Below are 15,993 nucleotides of genomic sequence, written 5' to 3'. Positions count from 1 at the left end.
TTTTTACTTTCCTCCCCCAAAAACTTCAACATTAGCGAATACACAAACTGGTGAACCATGTCCTACCCAAATCGCTTGGTTGGGTTCACCTTTACCACAAAAGGGTGTACCATACATTTCCCAATTGGAGTCATCCCCCACTTGGATTAAGCTATGCCAAAACTCTGGGGTGGTGGCGCGGTAGTTGGGATTGCGGAGGGTTTTAGTGAGTTTACCATTTTCAATTAATTTGGCATACTCACAGCCAAACTGAAATTTATAACGGCGATCGTCAATTGACCAAGAACGATTAGATTCCATATAAACGCCGTGTTCAATCCCCCTAATCATTTCGTCAAAACTGGCGTTTCCTGGCTCTAAATTTAAGTTCGCCATGCGGTCAATTGGGGCGCGATTCCAAGAGGATGCACGAGCGCAGGCGACTCCAGGAACTCCGGTTCTGGCTTGACTTTCTAAACTACCTAAACCCCGTTGCAATACGCCTTCTTTGATGACATATTCTCTTGTGGCGATCGCTCCTGTATCATCAAAGCCGTAGCTAGCATATTCACCATCAACGGTAGGGTCGAAGGTAATATTCATCAAGGGTGAACCGTAAACTAGCTGACCAAAATCGCTGGTGTTGACAAAGCTACCGCCGGCGTAGTTGCGTTCATCTCCTAAAATTCGGTCAATTTCTAAGGGATGTCCCACACTTTCATGAATTTGCAGCATCATTTGGTCGGGGGCTAAAACTAAATTGGTGCGGGTAGTTGGGCATTCCTCGGCGGTTAACAGTTCTATCGCCTGTTCGCCAATTTGCTGTACCTCTCGCCATAAATTTTCTCTGTGTAACAATTCCATCCCGCCTTGATAACAGTGTGCTTGCCAGCCGTTATTGGTGCGTGGTTGGACTATTGCCCCATCTTGAGCGATCGCTCCATAATGGTTTCCTAAAGATAAAAACTTTTGATATACCTCAGAACCATTGCTGCTGACAAACCAACTCTCTTTCTGGTTCGTGCTGACGCTGGCTGTGGTTTGCACAATTTTCTCGTCAACTTTGAGGGTGTGACAAATCCGCACCAGTAAATCATTAATTTCCCCTGGGCATAGGGCATCCAATGGTTCTAAAAAAGGTGAGTTATATTCACCCACCACTTTAGGACGTTCAGTTTCGCGGAAGGGATAAATCCACCATTCACTAGCTGCAAGTGCTTGTTTATATGCCATTTCCGCCGCCACTTGCAGCGATGGTAGTTCTAAGGAATTAGTTGCTGCGTAACCCAAACAGCCGTTAACCAAGACTTCGAGCATTGCTCCCTGGGTTGTAGATTTGCCATTGGATTGGGGCAAACCATCCCGGACATAATGGTTAGCAGCCGTTTCCTTCACAACTCGAATACCGATCCAATCAGCAGGTATTTTAAAACTAGCGATCGCTTTTGTTAATTCAGACCACATAAAAATTTTAGGGAATAGGGATTGGGTATTGGGGATTGGGTACTGGGTATTAGGGATTGGGTAAATTTTCTCTTCCCCAGTCCCCATTCACCTTTAGCCTCTATGCCAACGCGTACCTTGAGGGCTATCAATTAAAGTTATACCTTGAGCTTGTAGTTCGTTGCGGATGCGATCGCTTTCGGCAAAATTTTTAGATTTTCTCGCGTCCTGTCTTTGCTGAATTAGAGCCTCAATTTCTGCATCACTTAAACCGTCTTTTGTCAGGGTTTCATCATCTAGTGTTGCTTCTAAACCCAAGACTTTAGCCAAGGTAATTAGGGTATACCACTGGCGGTGGAGTTCATCGGATGGGGTTTTGGTTATTCCTTCATGCACCAAAATATTTCCTTCGCGGCGCAGGTCTTTGGCTAATTCAAACACAACGGCCAAACCACCAGAGAAATTAAAATCATCATCCCCCAATTCTTGAAAGCGGGTGACAAGTTCGGGAATCATCGCCGGTTCTTGACCCACTTGTAGGTGGTTTTTCTCCCCTGCTCCCTTGCTCCCCTGCTCCCCTGCTTCTTCACTCCATCCCAGTTTTTCGCCGTATTGATAGCCAAAAAGTAACCCTTCTTTCAGGGTTTTCCAGCTATTTTCCGCAGTAGCGATCGCATCTTCGGTAAAATCTAAAGGCTTGCGGTAATGTGCCTGTAAAACAAACAATCTCACCGCCATCGGGTTGACTGGCTGATCTTTCCAATTTCCCACCCCATCTAGTAATTCCCTGATGGTGATGAAATTACCCAGTGATTTAGACATTTTCTGACCATCTACCATCACCATGCCGTTATGTGTCCAATAACGCGCCAATGGTTGATTGATGGCTGCTTCTGACTGAGCAATTTCATTTTCATGGTGCGGAAAAATCAAATCTCCACCACCACCATGAATATCAATGGTCTTTCCTAATTTAGAGCGAATCATCGCCGAGCATTCAATATGCCATCCGGGGCGACCTTCACCCCAAGGAGAACTCCATGCCGGTTCTCCTGGTTTTGCTCCCTTCCACAAGGCAAAATCAAAGGGGTGTTGCTTTTTAACTTCTGATTCCTCTGCATCTAACCGACCGCTAGCACCAGCTTGCATCTGTTCTAGTTCTCTGCCTGAGAGTTTGCCATAATCAGGAAAGCGTTCTACACGGTAATAAACATCTCCACCCACAGCGTAGGCTAGACCTTTTTGTTCTAAAATCTGAATCAGTTCATGAATTTCGGGAATATGCTCAGTAACGCGGGGATACTCATCCGCATCCATGACATTTAAACGGCGGATATCTTCAAAATAAGCATCAATAAAGCGGTTCGAGACCGCTTCCATCGTTGAACCTTGTTCTTTAGCGCGGTTGAGAATCTTATCGTCAATATCAGTAAAATTTTGGATGTAGGTTACTTCAAAACCGCGCCAGATCAAATAACGGCGAATAGTATCCCAAACGATATAAGAACGTGCATGACCCAAATGGCAATAGTCATAAACTGTCACACCACAGCAATACATCTTAACCTTTCCTGGTTCTACAGTTTCAAAAGGTTCTTGCCGACGGGTGAGGGTATTGTAAATGGTTAGGGTCATAACACAGTAAATTTGAAATAGAAAGATACGCGATAATAAAGTAAAGCAGCAGGAATAATTATCCAGCATCCCTATGCTAGTACATCACGGCTGAAATACGACTACCATTTAAAACAGTACAAAAGACCAAAATTCAACTCTTTTGACTTATCGTGTGGGTAGCCGTTTCGAGTCTATGACTTTGATCTCCTGGTAGCGGTGCTGCAATTTTAACTTCTCTCAAATTTTCAAATTTTTTGATTACAGTCTTATGCAATCAGCAGTTACTTCCAATTTTCAACCAATGGATGCCCCCAAACAAGGAATGCCAGTCACAATTATTACTGGATTTCTTGGTAGTGGCAAAACAACCTTACTTAACCATATCCTCAGCAACCAACAGGGTTTAAAAACTGCTGTTTTGGTGAATGAATTTGGAGAAATCGGCATCGACAACGAGTTAATCGTTTCCACCGATGAGAATATGGTGGAACTGAGTAATGGTTGTATCTGCTGCACTATTAATAATGATTTAGTTGATGCTGTATATAAAGTTTTAGAACGGGACGAAAAGCTAGATTACCTAGTTGTAGAAACAACGGGATTAGCAGATCCCCTACCAGTAGCCCTAACATTTTTGGGTACAGAACTGCGGGATTTAACGCGGTTGGACTCGATTATTACTGTAGTAGATGCAGCAAATTACAGCTTAGATTTATTCAACTCCCAAGCAGCTTACAGTCAAATTGCCTACGGTGATGTGATTGTCTTGAACAAAGCAGATTTGGTTGATGAAGCAACATTAGATGAGTTGGAAAAGAAAATTAACGAAGTTAAGGAAGGTGCAAGGATTTTAAGGACGACGCGATCGCAAGTTGCGTTACCTTTAATTCTCAGTGTCGGACTGTTTGAATCTGATAAATATTTTGGCAGTGTTGATGAGCATGATCACGAACATCATGACCATGACCATGATCATTCAACCTGTGGTCACGAACATCATGACCATGATGATGATGATCATGCAAACTGCGGTCACGACCATCACGACCATGAACACCACCATCATCACTCTGACCACTTAGAAAATGATGGCTTTGCATCCATATCTTTCAAAAGTGACCAACCTTTCTCAATTCGGAAGTTTCAATATTTTTTAGATAATCAACTACCCACGTCTATCTTCCGCGCCAAGGGTATCATGTGGTTTGATGAAAGTCCCAAGCGGCATATTTTCCACCTGTGCGGTAAACGGTTCACTCTAGATGATGACGAATGGAAAGGTGAACCCAAAAATCAAATAGTGCTGATTGGGCAAAATTTAGATCGGGAAACCTTACTGACTCAATTAGAAAATTGTCTGTGCATTCCTTCCACCAGCCGAGGTAAAGGCTTTGGGAAATAGTCAATAGACATCTCTGAACAATCATGTAGAGACGTAGCAATGCTACGTCTCTAAAACTAGGATTTCTATAATATGCGTGTAATCGTCCAGCGAGTAAAATTATCTCAAGTTACCGTTAACGGTGAAGTAATTGGCAAAATTGGCCGAGGATTAAATTTACTCGTAGGGATCGCTGATACAGACACAGATGCAGAACTCGACTGGATGGCGCGTAAATGCTTAGAGTTACGCCTATTTCCTGATGAAAAAGATGGGGATAGGTGGCAAAAATCTGTACAAGAAATTGGCGGTGAGTTGTTGGTAGTTAGCCAATTTACCCTCTACGGTAACTGTCGCAAAGGCCGCCGTCCTTCCTTTGACCGTTCGGCGAATCCTTCCCAAGCTGAAGAATTATATAAAAGCTTTGTTGCTAAGTTACAAAATAGCGGTTTGCGAGTAGAAGCAGGTAAATTCGGCGCAATGATGCAAGTCAGCATCGAAAATGACGGACCAGTAACTTTGATACTGGAGAAAGAGTTCCAAACAATTAATCAGTAGTTAATACTGAGGCAAGAAGGTCAGGACAAGACAGATGTGGGCAATGTCCAGACGGTAGTTCAATGGCATCGACTCCTAAACGCTTGCGTGCAGCATAGCGTGACCATGCAGGAGATATTATTCGGTCCTTGGTACAAACAATATATTTACGCTCAACCGAAGGCAATGCTTTTAGAGGATTTATTTCATAAATATATGCCAGAGATTGTTGCGAACGATTTTTTGAGATTGCCCACTGTGCTACATCTGGTGGACAATCATGCAAGAACAAATCTATTAATACTGCTTCGTCTGAAAAATCTTTGCCTAGCGCAGTTGGTTCATACATACTAGGCTCAGAATAAAACTGTTCTAATTGGCTTGGGTCTTTTGGTTGGTAATTTAATGATTTGAGTGTATCAGAATCAAGATGATGAGAAAATTGGTCTAGTGTACTGATTCCAGGATAAGGAATCAGAGCAGCTACAAACACTAACTGACGCACTTTTACTGCTTCGGCAACCAGAGGAATGATAGTACCAGCCATTGAGTGACCAACTAGCACAATATCATCATCAGTTTTTGGCATCACTTGAATTACTGCATCCGCAAAATCGGACAAGGTAGCAGATGTATCTTCAATTGGTAAATCCATTGTTAGGGTTTTGTGGCCCTGTGATTCTAAGTAGGGAACTAGCAAATCCCAACACCATGCACCTTGGAAAGCACCGTGAACTAGACAAAATAAACTCATATCAATTTAAAAGTTGGTATTTTTAGAAGTTTTTCTTAATTTTTGTCATTTTTACACAAAGTTTAAACTTTTACCAAGCCTTTATGTATGTGCATTCCCTACGGGATACTTAGTGTGTTGTAGATAGGGATTCTCTGTATGGCTTCTTAAACAATGTTTTTACCTGAACTTTTCACGATCGTTATTTAGTAAACAATAGGCAATAGAGATTCCCTGTGTTTCCTTTGCTCCCTAATACCCACCAAATGATGAGAGAATATTAAACTAATGATCACAAAACTTTAAACTCATCATGGCGAAAATACAGTTTTCCAAGGGACTTGACGAAGACGTAATTCCAGAAGTACGTTTGACGCGATCGCGCACTGGTGACAGTGGTACAGCAACCTTTATTTTTACAAATCCTAAAATTCTAGCCCAAGGTAGCACCGATGAGATTACCGGGATGTACTTAATTGATGAAGAAGGAGAACTAATCACCCGTGAGGTCAAGGGTAAATTCATCAACGGTAAACCAGAAGCGTTAGAAGCTATCTACTTGATGAAATCTAGCGATGAATGGGATCGCTTTATGCGTTTTATGGAGCGATACGCTGAAGACAAGGGTTTAGGATTCAGTAAAGCATAGGTAGTCATTAGTCATTAGTCATTAGTCATTGGCTATTAACTTCACACAGCCGAGAGTACGAGTCTTTTGACTTTTGACTTTTGAGCTTCGCATATTGCTACTAATGACTTTCATCATAGCGATCATGACATCACAACCTCATCCAGATGCACCGGGAATAACAGTAGCTTGTGCTGTTGTTACCGTCAGTGATACACGTACACTAGAGACAGATAAAAGCGGTCAAATTATCCAGCAGTTGCTAACTGGTGCTAACTATGCTGTGGGAGCATATGCCATCATCAAAGATGAACCAGAACAAATTCAACAACAGATAGAATTACTTGGTCAAAAAGCCAATTTAGATGCGGTGATTTTTAATGGTGGTACAGGGATCGCACCTAGAGATACTACCTATGATGCCATTGAGAAATTACTGGAAAAAACCCTACCGGGATTTGGGGAGTTGTTTAGATTTTTAAGTTATCAAGAAATTGGTTCGCGTGCGATCGCCTCCCGTGCGGTTGCTGGTGTTTATCAAAATAAACTCATCTTCTCTCTACCTGGTTCTAGCAATGCTGTGCGATTGGGGATGGAAAAGCTCATCTTACCAGAACTTAGTCATTTGGTTAGCCAAATACGAAAATAGGGGAATAGTAACGCTACTCGGAAGTAATTAATTTTGAATTTTAAATTCGGAGCGCAGCGAAGTGACCGCTATTTATTTGGTTTGGCACAACCTTCTAAAACAGTATTACCCCTAATAAATATAGCTGAATAAGGATATGTGATATCAGACATACCATCACTACAGGAATCTACTTTTTTAATTACCAAAGTATTAGTTGCATTATTTCTATCTCTCAATCGATAAACTCTTACTAAGTCTACTGGGCGACCAGATGCTTGTAACGGCGAAACATAAGGGAAACTTTGACGGGATTCTGGCGTGGCGTAAATAATTCCTTTTTTGCTAATTGTCACACTCCAAAAAGGCTCTGTTCCACTCGCGATAAACTCTTGTGCAATTCGATTTCTATTGTTAGCTTGGGCTACTAACAAATTACTACTATTAGCATTACTGGGGCTGCTTGCTAGTAACCCGACACTAATTCCCATTAATAATATTGGTGCAATTACCCTTTTCATATTTTCATTGCTAACGCTATGAATAGATCCAATTCATTCACAGACAATTTCTGAATTAATAATAGATAAAATTATTTTTGGCGTTCTCCTCTGCGTGAACTTCTAAATATTATTATTCAACAACACTAAAAGCTTAATAGAATAACCCCACCTTCATCCAGAAAGCGGGGCTAAAGTTTTATAGTTATTTAAAAAGATTTAAAAAGGAGCGATCGCTAAACAAATTGTCGCTAACATAGCAGCGATGATATAAAATACACCAACTACTTGCAATTCCGACCAACCTGATAATTCTAAATGGTGATGTAGAGGGGCCATTTTAAACAGACGCTTACCTTTGCCATCGGGGCCTTTGGTGGCTTTGTAATAAGTCACCTGTGCCATCACAGACAGGGTTTCGACAAAGAATATACCACTGAGAATAAACAAGGCTACCAAGCTATTAGTTAACAACGCTACGGCTGCTAAAGCACCACCCAAAGCTAGAGAACCAGTATCTCCCATGAACACACGGGCTGGGTTGCGGTTGTGGGCTAAGAAACCTAAACAGCCACCGCTTAAGGCTGCACAGAAAACCATTAATCCAGGGGAAGTAGGAGCAACTATAGCACCTAATGCTAGCAAGGCGATCGCTACTGTTCCAGCTGCCAAACCATCAATACCGTCAGTTAAATTAGTTGCATTACTCTCTGCCACGAGGACAAAGCCAGCCAACGGCCAGAATAAGAATCCTAAAGGTAAGGCAAAACCTACCCAAGGTAATGCAACACTCGTAATATTGGCAGGTTGATTAAACATCAGCCACACACAAAAAGCTAGAGCAAAACCAATTTGCAATAACAATTTCATCCGGGGAGAGATGCCTTTATTAGACTTCCGGCGGAGAATTTGCCAATCGTCAATCCAGCCAATTAAACCATAACTGAGAGTTAATGCGGAGACAGCAAGCACTTCTGGTGCAAAACTAGACCAAACACAAGCTAATATCACCGCCACAGGGATAAAAAAGATACCTCCCATCGTTGGTGTACCCGCCTTCTTTAAATGGGCTTGGGGACCATCTTCGCGGATAATTTGCCCAGTTTTGAGGGCTTGCAGTAGAGGCACTACAAAGTAACCTACAACAGCTGAAATTACGGTAGACATTACCAGTGGCAGAGTCAGAGATATGCCCTGCCAAGGGGTTCTGTTTGCCAACCAATCTAGAATTACAGCTGCTATACCCAGTCCGGCGGCTAGGCCAGAAGCCAGACCAATCCCAGAAAAATTTAATCCTTGGTTTGGAGATAATTTAGCGTCCACAAAAACTTCCCTTCACTCCACACTTAATAAAACTGCTTAACTGAATACTCTTTCGGAAATCCCAGTCAAAAAAGACTAATCTTCGTCTAGACTGATATCGTCATCATCATCATCATCAAGGTAGTCAATGCCGTCATCCCCACCGAGAAATTCTGATATTTCTTCTTCTTCATCTCGAACACTAGATTCTTGAACGTCGCGCGGTATGATCCGTCCGTTAGCTTGTAGCCAATCTAATAAAGAAGACTCTTGCTTTAGGGGGATGACAGCAGCACGCTGATTCCGAGGTTCTTCACGTAGGGGAGAATTCAACATATCGACTTAATAGGCAAAAAAGCTTATGTAACTAGACATTAAGAAGTCTATCACTTGACACGCGATAATTTAGTTATTTCTTCAACTCTGGGATGAATAAATCCGCAAGCTAACCAAAATATTTTATTTAATAGTGATAACGCAATTAAGCACTGATTCTGAGTAATTTTTCCGGCTTTATACATAGGACATTAATATCAATTTAATGTGGCTTTAATCCTGATAATTTTTGAGGCAATAGGTGATCATGAAAAAAGCGGCTCTACTAGATGCGATCGCTCTTACAAATCGGGGTTTACTAGCTAGTCAACCACAAAAGCAGTTTATCCTAGCAGCGATCGCCAGCTTAGAAGACTTAAATCCTACACCTCGTCCATTAGAGGCTACCAATTTACTAGAAGGCAATTGGCGTTTACTTTACACCACTAGCAAGGCTCTCTTGAATATAGATCGCATACCTGTATATAAACTTGGTCAAATTTATCAGTGTATTCGGGTAGAAACTACGAGCGTTTACAACATTGCCGAGATTTATGGCTTACCTTACTTAGAAGGATTAGTCAGTGTAGCCGCCAAATTTGAGCCAGTTTCAGAGCGACGTATCCAAGTAAAATTTGAGCGTTCTATCATTGGTCTACAAAGATTAATAGGATACACTTCTCCAGAGAATTTTATCCAACAAATTGTGGCTGGTAAAAAATTTACGGCGTTGGATGTACCTATCAAGAGTGATACACAACAAGGCTGGTTGGATATCACCTACCTAGACGAAAACTTGCGAATTGGCAGGGGTAACGAGGGTAGTGTGTTTGTTTTAAGTAAAACATAGTATTTTCCTTAAATATGTGTTTGCGAACGACGGTACGTCATTGTTGGTACTTTGTCAAGGAGGGTATGACACCATACTAGGTTTGTAATTTGGGACATAAAAGCAACTAAAGGTAGAGATTGGTATATGGGGACAGGTGACAGGTGACAGGGGAAGCAGGGGAAGGAGAGGGGCAGAAGTTATTCAATATCAGATAAATAACTTAACAAATCCTCTAGTAACGACCTTCAAGTTGTAGAGTGAAATCAATTAGCCCTAAATAATGGCGATTGATAACTAAAAGGGAAAATAATCATGGTACAACGTGGTTCTAAAGTACGTGTTCTTCGCCCAGAATCCTACTGGTTTCAAGATGTCGGCACTGTAGCTTCCGTAGACCAAAGTGGCATCAAATACCCTGTAATTGTCCGCTTTGAGAAGGTAAATTACTCTGGCATCAACACTAACAACTTCTCTCCAGATGAACTTCTAGAGGTAGAAGCACCCAAGGCTAAAGCTAAAAAATAACTAGCCTAGCCTGAAGGGGATTTATTTAATGGGATGATGAAGCGAAGGGTAAAATATAGATACCGAGGAATAAAAATTATAATTTTTTCATTCTTCACCTCAGACTACTCTACTAAATCAGCACCGACCTGCGGGTATTTGCGGATTATTTTTCGTAGTTGAGTTAGCAAATGTATCTATATTAGTAATTCAATTTTTGATCCCTATAAATAAATCTAATCGCTTGCTAAATCAGTTTAAATGCCTGAACTGCCTGAAGTCGAAACAGTCCGTCGGGGTCTAAATCAATTGACTCTGAATTGGCAAATCACGGGTGGAGATGTGTTGCTCAATCGCACCATCGCCCACCCTTTTTCTGTAGATGAGTTTGTAAATGCGATCGCAGGCAAAACTATCATTAATTGGCAGCGTCGCGGTAAATATCTCCTCTGTGAACTCTCTCAACCCCTCCCTGCTTCCTCTGCTTCCTCATCCTCCCCTTCTGGCGGTTGGCTAGGGGTTCATTTGCGAATGACTGGTCAGTTACTATGGGTAAAGCCCGATGAACCATTGCACAAGCACACACGGGTAAGAATATTCTTTGGAGATCAACAGGAGTTACGGTTTGTTGATCAGCGTACTTTTGGACAAATGTGGTGGGTGCAGCCGGGAGTAGCTGTAGAAAGTGTCATGACTGGGTTAGGTAAACTTGCAGCTGATCCCTTCTCGCCGGAGTTTACTGTTGAGTATTTAGCCGATAAGCTGCATAATCGCCGTCGTCCCATTAAGACTGCACTATTAGATCAATCGGTGGTGGCTGGGTTGGGTAATATTTATGCTGATGAAGCATTATTTAAGAGTGGGATATTGCCTCAAACGCTGTGTACAGATTTAAAGTTAAAGCAAATCGAGCCTTTACGAACCGCGATTATTCAAGTGTTGGAAACCAGTATTGCTGCTGGCGGAACAACTTTTAGTAATTTCCTGAATGTCAAGGGGATCAATGGTAACTATGGCGGTGTCGCCTGGGTTTACAACCGTGCAGGAGAACCCTGTAGAGTCTGTGGTGAAGTAATTCAGCGAATTAAGTTAGGGGGGAGATCCAGTCATTTTTGCCCCCAGTGTCAGCATTAAGGGTGTAGGGGAAGCAAAAGAAGGGAGACAAGGGAACAATTCTTACCCAGTCCCCAATCCCCTATAATCCTCTTTAAAAGGGTGTCAAAACTTTAAAGGGGAAATTATGCCGGTAAAAAAAGGAAATATGGTGCGGGCTATCCGCGATAAGCTGGAAAATAGTGTGGAGGCTAAAGCTAGTGACACTCGCTTTCCAGCGTATTTGTTTGAAACTAAAGGTGAAATTGTAGATATTAAGGGTGATTACGCCTTGGTGATGTTCGGACAAGTCCCGACACCGAATATTTGGTTACGTTTGGATCAACTCGAAGCTTTTGAATAGCGGCTAGTGGTCTATCACGTTAGTTTTGACGGTTCGTAGTAAGGACTTTAGTCCTGATTTTTCTAAGGACTAAAGTCCTTACTACAAACTTGTTTATTCGGACTTGATTTCGTCCATTCTACATAGGAGATTTTCTTACTTAAGCTACTGGCGATCGCAAAACTAGCTGTTACCCTGGGTGGTATAGGTTGCACTTTTTAACCGAACTATGTCTTCTCTCCTTGAGTCCTCAATTTCTTGTCGTCTACCTCGTGTCTCTATCATCGGTGCTGGTAGAGTTGGTAGTACGCTAGCCCAACGCATCGCTGAGAAAAATCTGGCAGATGTGGTTTTATTAGATATTGTTGAGGGAATACCCCAAGGTTTAGCACTGGATTTATTAGAAGCTAGGGGTCTGGAATTACATAATCGTCAGATTATCGGGACAAATAATTATGCTGATACGGCTGGTTCGCAAATTGTGGTGATTACCGCCGGACTTCCCCGCAAACCAGGGATGAGTCGGGATGATTTGCTGAAAACTAACGCCAAAATTGTTGTTGAAGCAGCCAAGAGTGCGATCGCCTATTCTCCTAGTGCTATTTTTATCGTAGTCACCAATCCCTTGGATGTGATGACTTATTTAGCTTGGGAAGCGACGGGTTTACCTCGGAATAGAATCATGGGGATGGCTGGGGTGTTGGACTCCGCACGATTTGAAACTTTTATCGCCTTGGAGTTGGGGGTTTTACCTGCTGATGTCAAAGCGATGGTTTTAGGTAGTCACGGCGATTTGATGCTTCCTTTATCTCGTCACGCCACAGTTAATGGTATCCCCATCACGGAATTATTGGATACAGACACAATTGAACGTTTGGTAGAGAGAACCCGCAATGGTGGTGCGGAAATTGTGGAATTGATGCAGACTGGCGGCGCATTTTTTGCCCCAGCTTCGGCTACTAGTGTGATGGTGGAATCAATTTTATTGAATCAGTCGCGGTTGTTACCTGTGGCGACATATCTGCAAGGTGAATATGGTTTAAAAGATGTGGTGATTGGTGTTCCTTGTCGCTTGGGTTTTGGTGGAATTGAGAGTGTTTTGGAATTGAATTTGAGTGAGAGTGAAAAAGCAGCTTTGCAGATTTCGGCTCAATCTGTACAGAAAAATATTGAGCGAGCAAAAGAAATTTTAGCTGCTACAAGTTCGGTTTAACAAATACCTTGCTGCTTCTGGTGCGCTACTGAATCAAACCGATAGGCATCTGCATTTATTGGCGGATTTGCTTTCGGCATTCACCACATCATTACCAGCACCTGTGGCAATCATAGTCATCCGTTGATGAGTGCTTTCAATGGTGATGACATCACTCCCAGCCCCCAGTTGAATATTCAAGCTCTCAAAGCTGCCGTAGTCAATCTCACCGTTCATTCCTAGTCCCACAATCAAGGTGTCAGTGACAGTAGCTGTATTGCTTTGGATGCGCGGCATAATCAATGCTAATTCCTGTTGTTGATATAAAATGAAACTCTACTGTTTGATATTTATCTGACACTACAAAAGGTACAGTTTCTCTAAATATTTTCCTGTCTTTAACACGATTTTTGAGTACATCAGCATATTTACCTTGAAATAAAAATATGTAACCTCTGTCTTGCATAATTAATATAATTAAGCTATGTAAAGTAAACTTTGCAAGTGTTTCACTGCTTCTCTAAGTTGCGTAACTCCACCAAACCGTTGAGCAATTTCAGCCACATTGCCATATTATCAAACTCGCGGTTAGCCTTAAATGTTGTTGGGATATTAAACGTGTTTTGCATCTAGATATTAAAAACGAAAAAATTTGGATTCAACATGATGGGACTTAAGGAGGTATTGCCAATGAACGTAAGGATTCAGGTCTAATATTGCGGAAGCAAAGAAGGACGAGACAAATAATTATTAGAGTAAGCCAGTAAAGCTTGTGCAAAAAAATCAATTACAGACCTACCTTGACGGCGACAAGTCTGCACTACTGTCAATAAATTGGCAGTGTGTTGAAATCGCTCCATCGAACGGGAGCCACCACTAACTTTACGTTTTGTAACAGCTAAACGCAGCGAACGTTCGGCCTGATTGTTATCAGGAGGAACTTCAGGGTAGTGAAGAAAATACCACCATTGATGTGCTTTATCACGCAAAGAACGTAAAAGCTTACCTGCTGTAGCCCCTGCTAAGTCAATCCAGCAATCGAGTGTTTGTTGTAATTTGGATTTGAATTGATTGACCCAATCATTGTAACTAGCGCAGTCAAGAGTCTCAAACCATAGGGCGTAATGTCTAAAAGCTTCATCAATTAAATCAACAAATGCTTCACCAATAACTTGGTTGTGAAGACCTGGAAGTTGAATTAATTTTTTGAAGTGACGGCGTAGATGAGCCAAACATTTCTGTTGGTCAGTTACAGCATAACCATTGTAGACACTAAAATCATCGCTGCTGAATACTCCTGTATACTCAGTCCCTAAAATTGCTTCTAGTTCGGCTCTAGAGCGAGTATCAGCCGCAGTAAACAGGCAGAAATCAGAATTGGCAACTACCCATAACCATTCTTTAACTCCTTTGACTGACCAAGGTGTTTCATCTACATGAATGTTTGGTTGCGTCTGTTTTACCCAATTACTTAATTCACTAATGCTCGGTTCAATTGCTTTTTGAATTCGTTCATTGGTGGTGACTAAAGTTCCCAGTCCAATTTCAATGTGACCGAGTTCCCATAACATTTCTTGTTGTTTTTCATAGGGCATGTGTGCGTAATTATTTGCCCATCCTAAAAATGCCTGTAAAGACGTTCCTAAATCTTGCCCTGGGATGATATCTTGTGACCACTGTGCTGCTTGTACATTTCCACAACACTCACACACGCAGGTATGGCGTTGATACTCTACGACTTCAATGGGACATGCCACCAGTTGCGCTACAGCCTGTTTTTCTACTTTTACTGCTCCCGCTGCAAATGCTTTGTGACCACAAAAGACACAATCACTTGGACGCAAAATTTCATAACGATCTATTCTGCTAAAACCCTTACCAGTCTTACCTTGATGCCCTTGCTGTCCACCTGGCTTTCTTTTCGGTTGATTTGATTCCTCTTGTGGGGGTGCTTTTTTGTTTTCGCTCTTTTTGTGAATGTCCCCAGACGGTGGTTTCGACGAATTAGAGCTATCCAAATCTCTACTGACTTTTAAACGTTCTATTTCTTGCTGTAGTTCTAATACTATTTTCTGTAACTCACGTATTACCTTGCTCTGCTCAATAATTATCTCTACCAGTTCTTCCTTCGACAACTGGTTTAAGCTTTCTCGGTCTAAATCTTGAGGCAGATTTTGGTTCATATTTGTGATACTCACCCTCAAGCGATCCCTTTGTCAATACTCTGCCACCTGAATCCTTACCAATGAACTGATTAGTCGAGGTATACCCAAACAAGAAATCGTATTAGCTTTTCATTCCCCCTTTAAAAGACAATTTACAGAGTTTGCTGTTGGTTAGCTAAACTTTTCGTGATTTAGGATATAGCCAGAAGCTCAACAAACGGCTGATTCTGGGCATGACAACATAAGTTAACAGCAAAACCATAGTAATTGTAATAATCAACGAAATAATGAAGGGAGGTAAGCCGCGCAGTAGAGGTGTGATAAATGTATTCAAAACATTAATCAACACATATACTGATCCCCAAGTTAGCAGTGCTGTTTTATAGCGTGGTGGAGTCTTCAATGGTTTACCGGGAAGGGAAAACCAAGCTTCTAAACCACTGATATGCTGAACTTCGGGGTCAGATTCTATCAAAGTTGCGGATTGAGTTAGCCAATATTCGCGATCGCGTGATGTCATCCAAGTCTTAAGATTTTCGTAGCCGTCAAACCGAAAGATAATCACATATTCAGGACGCACTCCAGCTTGGGGACGAATGATATTTGTACCCAAATGACCAACGTAAGTTCTAGCAACAGTGGTTATATCTTTCAACCAAGCTTCGTAAGCAGCTTCACATCCTGGTTTCACAACTTGTGAAATGACTACCGTGATAATTTGATCGTCTTGTTCCATCTCTATCGCTACCAATAATAATAGGACAAATACATTTGTAGGGGCGCACAGTCGTGCGCCCCTACA

Annotated in this window: 18 protein-coding genes and 2 pseudogenes; 11 read left to right on the top strand and 9 right to left on the bottom strand. The window is 41.8% G+C overall.

Annotated features, from left to right (window positions below):
* Nucleotides 1-3 precede the first annotated feature (3 nt).
* Together VB693_RS02850 and cysS are read right to left on the bottom strand one after the other, a co-directional pair.
* The gene (locus VB693_RS02850; RefSeq protein WP_323264970.1) at nucleotides 4-1,443 is read right to left on the bottom strand and encodes a TldD/PmbA family protein; all 1,440 of its coding nucleotides are present in this window, start codon (nucleotides 1,441-1,443) and stop codon (nucleotides 4-6) included.
* A 93-nt stretch (nucleotides 1,444-1,536) separates the two neighbouring features.
* On the bottom strand, nucleotides 1,537-3,057 hold the full coding sequence (gene cysS / locus VB693_RS02845) for a cysteine--tRNA ligase (protein ID WP_323264969.1): 1,521 nt from the start codon (nucleotides 3,055-3,057) through the stop codon (nucleotides 1,537-1,539).
* Between the two features lie 250 nt (nucleotides 3,058-3,307).
* Between cysS and VB693_RS02840 the strand changes: the two genes are divergently transcribed.
* Nucleotides 3,308-4,441 (top strand): GTP-binding protein, encoded by a 1,134-nt coding sequence (locus VB693_RS02840; protein ID WP_323264968.1) that lies wholly within the window; start codon nucleotides 3,308-3,310, stop codon nucleotides 4,439-4,441.
* Between the two features lie 72 nt (nucleotides 4,442-4,513).
* Complete coding sequence (gene dtd / locus VB693_RS02835; protein ID WP_323264967.1) at nucleotides 4,514-4,978, top strand: D-aminoacyl-tRNA deacylase; 465 nt, start codon at nucleotides 4,514-4,516, stop codon at nucleotides 4,976-4,978.
* On the opposite strand, the gene VB693_RS02830 is transcribed toward dtd, so the two are convergent.
* Entirely contained in the window at nucleotides 4,968-5,711 is a 744-nt protein-coding gene (locus VB693_RS02830; protein WP_323264966.1) for an alpha/beta hydrolase, read from the bottom strand. The two genes, dtd and VB693_RS02830, sit on opposite strands and share 11 nt — an antisense overlap.
* A 292-nt stretch (nucleotides 5,712-6,003) precedes the next feature.
* Between VB693_RS02830 and psb28 the strand changes: the two genes are divergently transcribed.
* A complete protein-coding gene (gene psb28, locus VB693_RS02825; RefSeq protein WP_190697346.1) occupies nucleotides 6,004-6,339 on the top strand; it encodes a photosystem II reaction center protein Psb28 in 336 nt (111 codons plus the stop codon).
* A gap of 124 nt (nucleotides 6,340-6,463) precedes the next feature.
* Nucleotides 6,464-6,967, top strand: coding sequence for a molybdenum cofactor biosynthesis protein B (locus tag VB693_RS02820; RefSeq protein ID WP_323264965.1), 504 nt, complete (start codon nucleotides 6,464-6,466; stop codon nucleotides 6,965-6,967).
* Between the two features lie 68 nt (nucleotides 6,968-7,035).
* On the opposite strand, the gene VB693_RS02815 is transcribed toward VB693_RS02820, so the two are convergent.
* The 3 genes from VB693_RS02815 to VB693_RS02805 form a co-directional block, all read right to left on the bottom strand.
* A complete protein-coding gene (locus VB693_RS02815; RefSeq protein ID WP_323264964.1) occupies nucleotides 7,036-7,467 on the bottom strand; it encodes a hypothetical protein in 432 nt (143 codons plus the stop codon).
* A gap of 198 nt (nucleotides 7,468-7,665) precedes the next feature.
* The gene (mraY, locus tag VB693_RS02810) at nucleotides 7,666-8,769 is read right to left on the bottom strand and encodes a phospho-N-acetylmuramoyl-pentapeptide-transferase (RefSeq protein ID WP_323264963.1); all 1,104 of its coding nucleotides are present in this window, start codon (nucleotides 8,767-8,769) and stop codon (nucleotides 7,666-7,668) included.
* Between the two features lie 75 nt (nucleotides 8,770-8,844).
* Nucleotides 8,845-9,084 carry a DUF3134 domain-containing protein gene (locus VB693_RS02805; RefSeq protein WP_190697359.1) on the bottom strand — a complete coding sequence of 80 codons (240 nt, stop codon included), beginning with the start codon at nucleotides 9,082-9,084 and terminating at the stop codon, nucleotides 8,845-8,847.
* 244 nt (nucleotides 9,085-9,328) lie between these two features.
* Here VB693_RS02805 and VB693_RS02800 point away from each other — a divergent pair, with 244 nt between their 5' ends.
* From VB693_RS02800 to mdh, 5 genes are all read left to right on the top strand, one after another.
* Nucleotides 9,329-9,913, top strand: a complete 585-nt coding sequence (locus VB693_RS02800) for a PAP/fibrillin family protein (protein WP_323264984.1) — start codon at nucleotides 9,329-9,331, stop codon at nucleotides 9,911-9,913.
* A 294-nt stretch (nucleotides 9,914-10,207) separates the two neighbouring features.
* Complete coding sequence (locus tag VB693_RS02795; protein ID WP_190697365.1) at nucleotides 10,208-10,420, top strand: photosystem I reaction center subunit IV; 213 nt, start codon at nucleotides 10,208-10,210, stop codon at nucleotides 10,418-10,420.
* Nucleotides 10,421-10,660: 240 nt separating this feature from the next.
* Nucleotides 10,661-11,533 carry a DNA-formamidopyrimidine glycosylase gene (locus tag VB693_RS02790; protein ID WP_323264962.1) on the top strand — a complete coding sequence of 291 codons (873 nt, stop codon included), beginning with the start codon at nucleotides 10,661-10,663 and terminating at the stop codon, nucleotides 11,531-11,533.
* A 106-nt stretch (nucleotides 11,534-11,639) separates the two neighbouring features.
* The gene (locus VB693_RS02785; RefSeq protein ID WP_323264961.1) at nucleotides 11,640-11,855 is read left to right on the top strand and encodes an NAD(P)H-quinone oxidoreductase subunit O; all 216 of its coding nucleotides are present in this window, start codon (nucleotides 11,640-11,642) and stop codon (nucleotides 11,853-11,855) included.
* Between the two features lie 208 nt (nucleotides 11,856-12,063).
* Nucleotides 12,064-13,047 carry a malate dehydrogenase gene (mdh, locus tag VB693_RS02780; RefSeq protein WP_323264960.1) on the top strand — a complete coding sequence of 328 codons (984 nt, stop codon included), beginning with the start codon at nucleotides 12,064-12,066 and terminating at the stop codon, nucleotides 13,045-13,047.
* Between the two features lie 33 nt (nucleotides 13,048-13,080).
* Here mdh and VB693_RS02775 read toward each other — a convergent pair whose 3' ends face one another.
* Nucleotides 13,081-13,323 (bottom strand): hypothetical protein, encoded by a 243-nt coding sequence (locus tag VB693_RS02775; protein WP_323264959.1) that lies wholly within the window; start codon nucleotides 13,321-13,323, stop codon nucleotides 13,081-13,083.
* Between the two features lie 323 nt (nucleotides 13,324-13,646).
* On the opposite strand from VB693_RS02775, the pseudogene VB693_RS02770 reads away from it, so the two are divergent.
* Nucleotides 13,647-13,700 (top strand): annotated as a pseudogene (locus VB693_RS02770) (element excision factor XisI family protein); the annotation flags it as partial.
* A gap of 36 nt (nucleotides 13,701-13,736) precedes the next feature.
* Here the strand turns inward: VB693_RS02770 and tnpC are convergent.
* Nucleotides 13,737-15,209, bottom strand: a complete 1,473-nt coding sequence (tnpC, locus tag VB693_RS02765; protein WP_323264958.1) for an IS66 family transposase — start codon at nucleotides 15,207-15,209, stop codon at nucleotides 13,737-13,739.
* Between the two features lie 64 nt (nucleotides 15,210-15,273).
* Between tnpC and VB693_RS02760 the strand changes: the two are divergent.
* Nucleotides 15,274-15,366 (top strand): annotated as a pseudogene (locus VB693_RS02760) (element excision factor XisI family protein); the annotation flags it as partial.
* Here VB693_RS02760 and VB693_RS02755 read toward each other — a convergent pair.
* Complete coding sequence (locus VB693_RS02755) at nucleotides 15,367-15,927, bottom strand: antibiotic biosynthesis monooxygenase (RefSeq protein ID WP_323264957.1); 561 nt, start codon at nucleotides 15,925-15,927, stop codon at nucleotides 15,367-15,369.
* Nucleotides 15,928-15,993 lie beyond the last annotated feature (66 nt).

This window comes from Anabaena sp. UHCC 0399 (genome assembly GCF_034931465.1).
Taxonomy (GTDB): Bacteria; Cyanobacteriota; Cyanobacteriia; order Cyanobacteriales; family Nostocaceae; genus Trichormus; species Trichormus minutissimus.
Note: the sequence above shows the minus strand (reverse complement) of the source record. Positions and strands in the feature narration are given on the sequence as shown.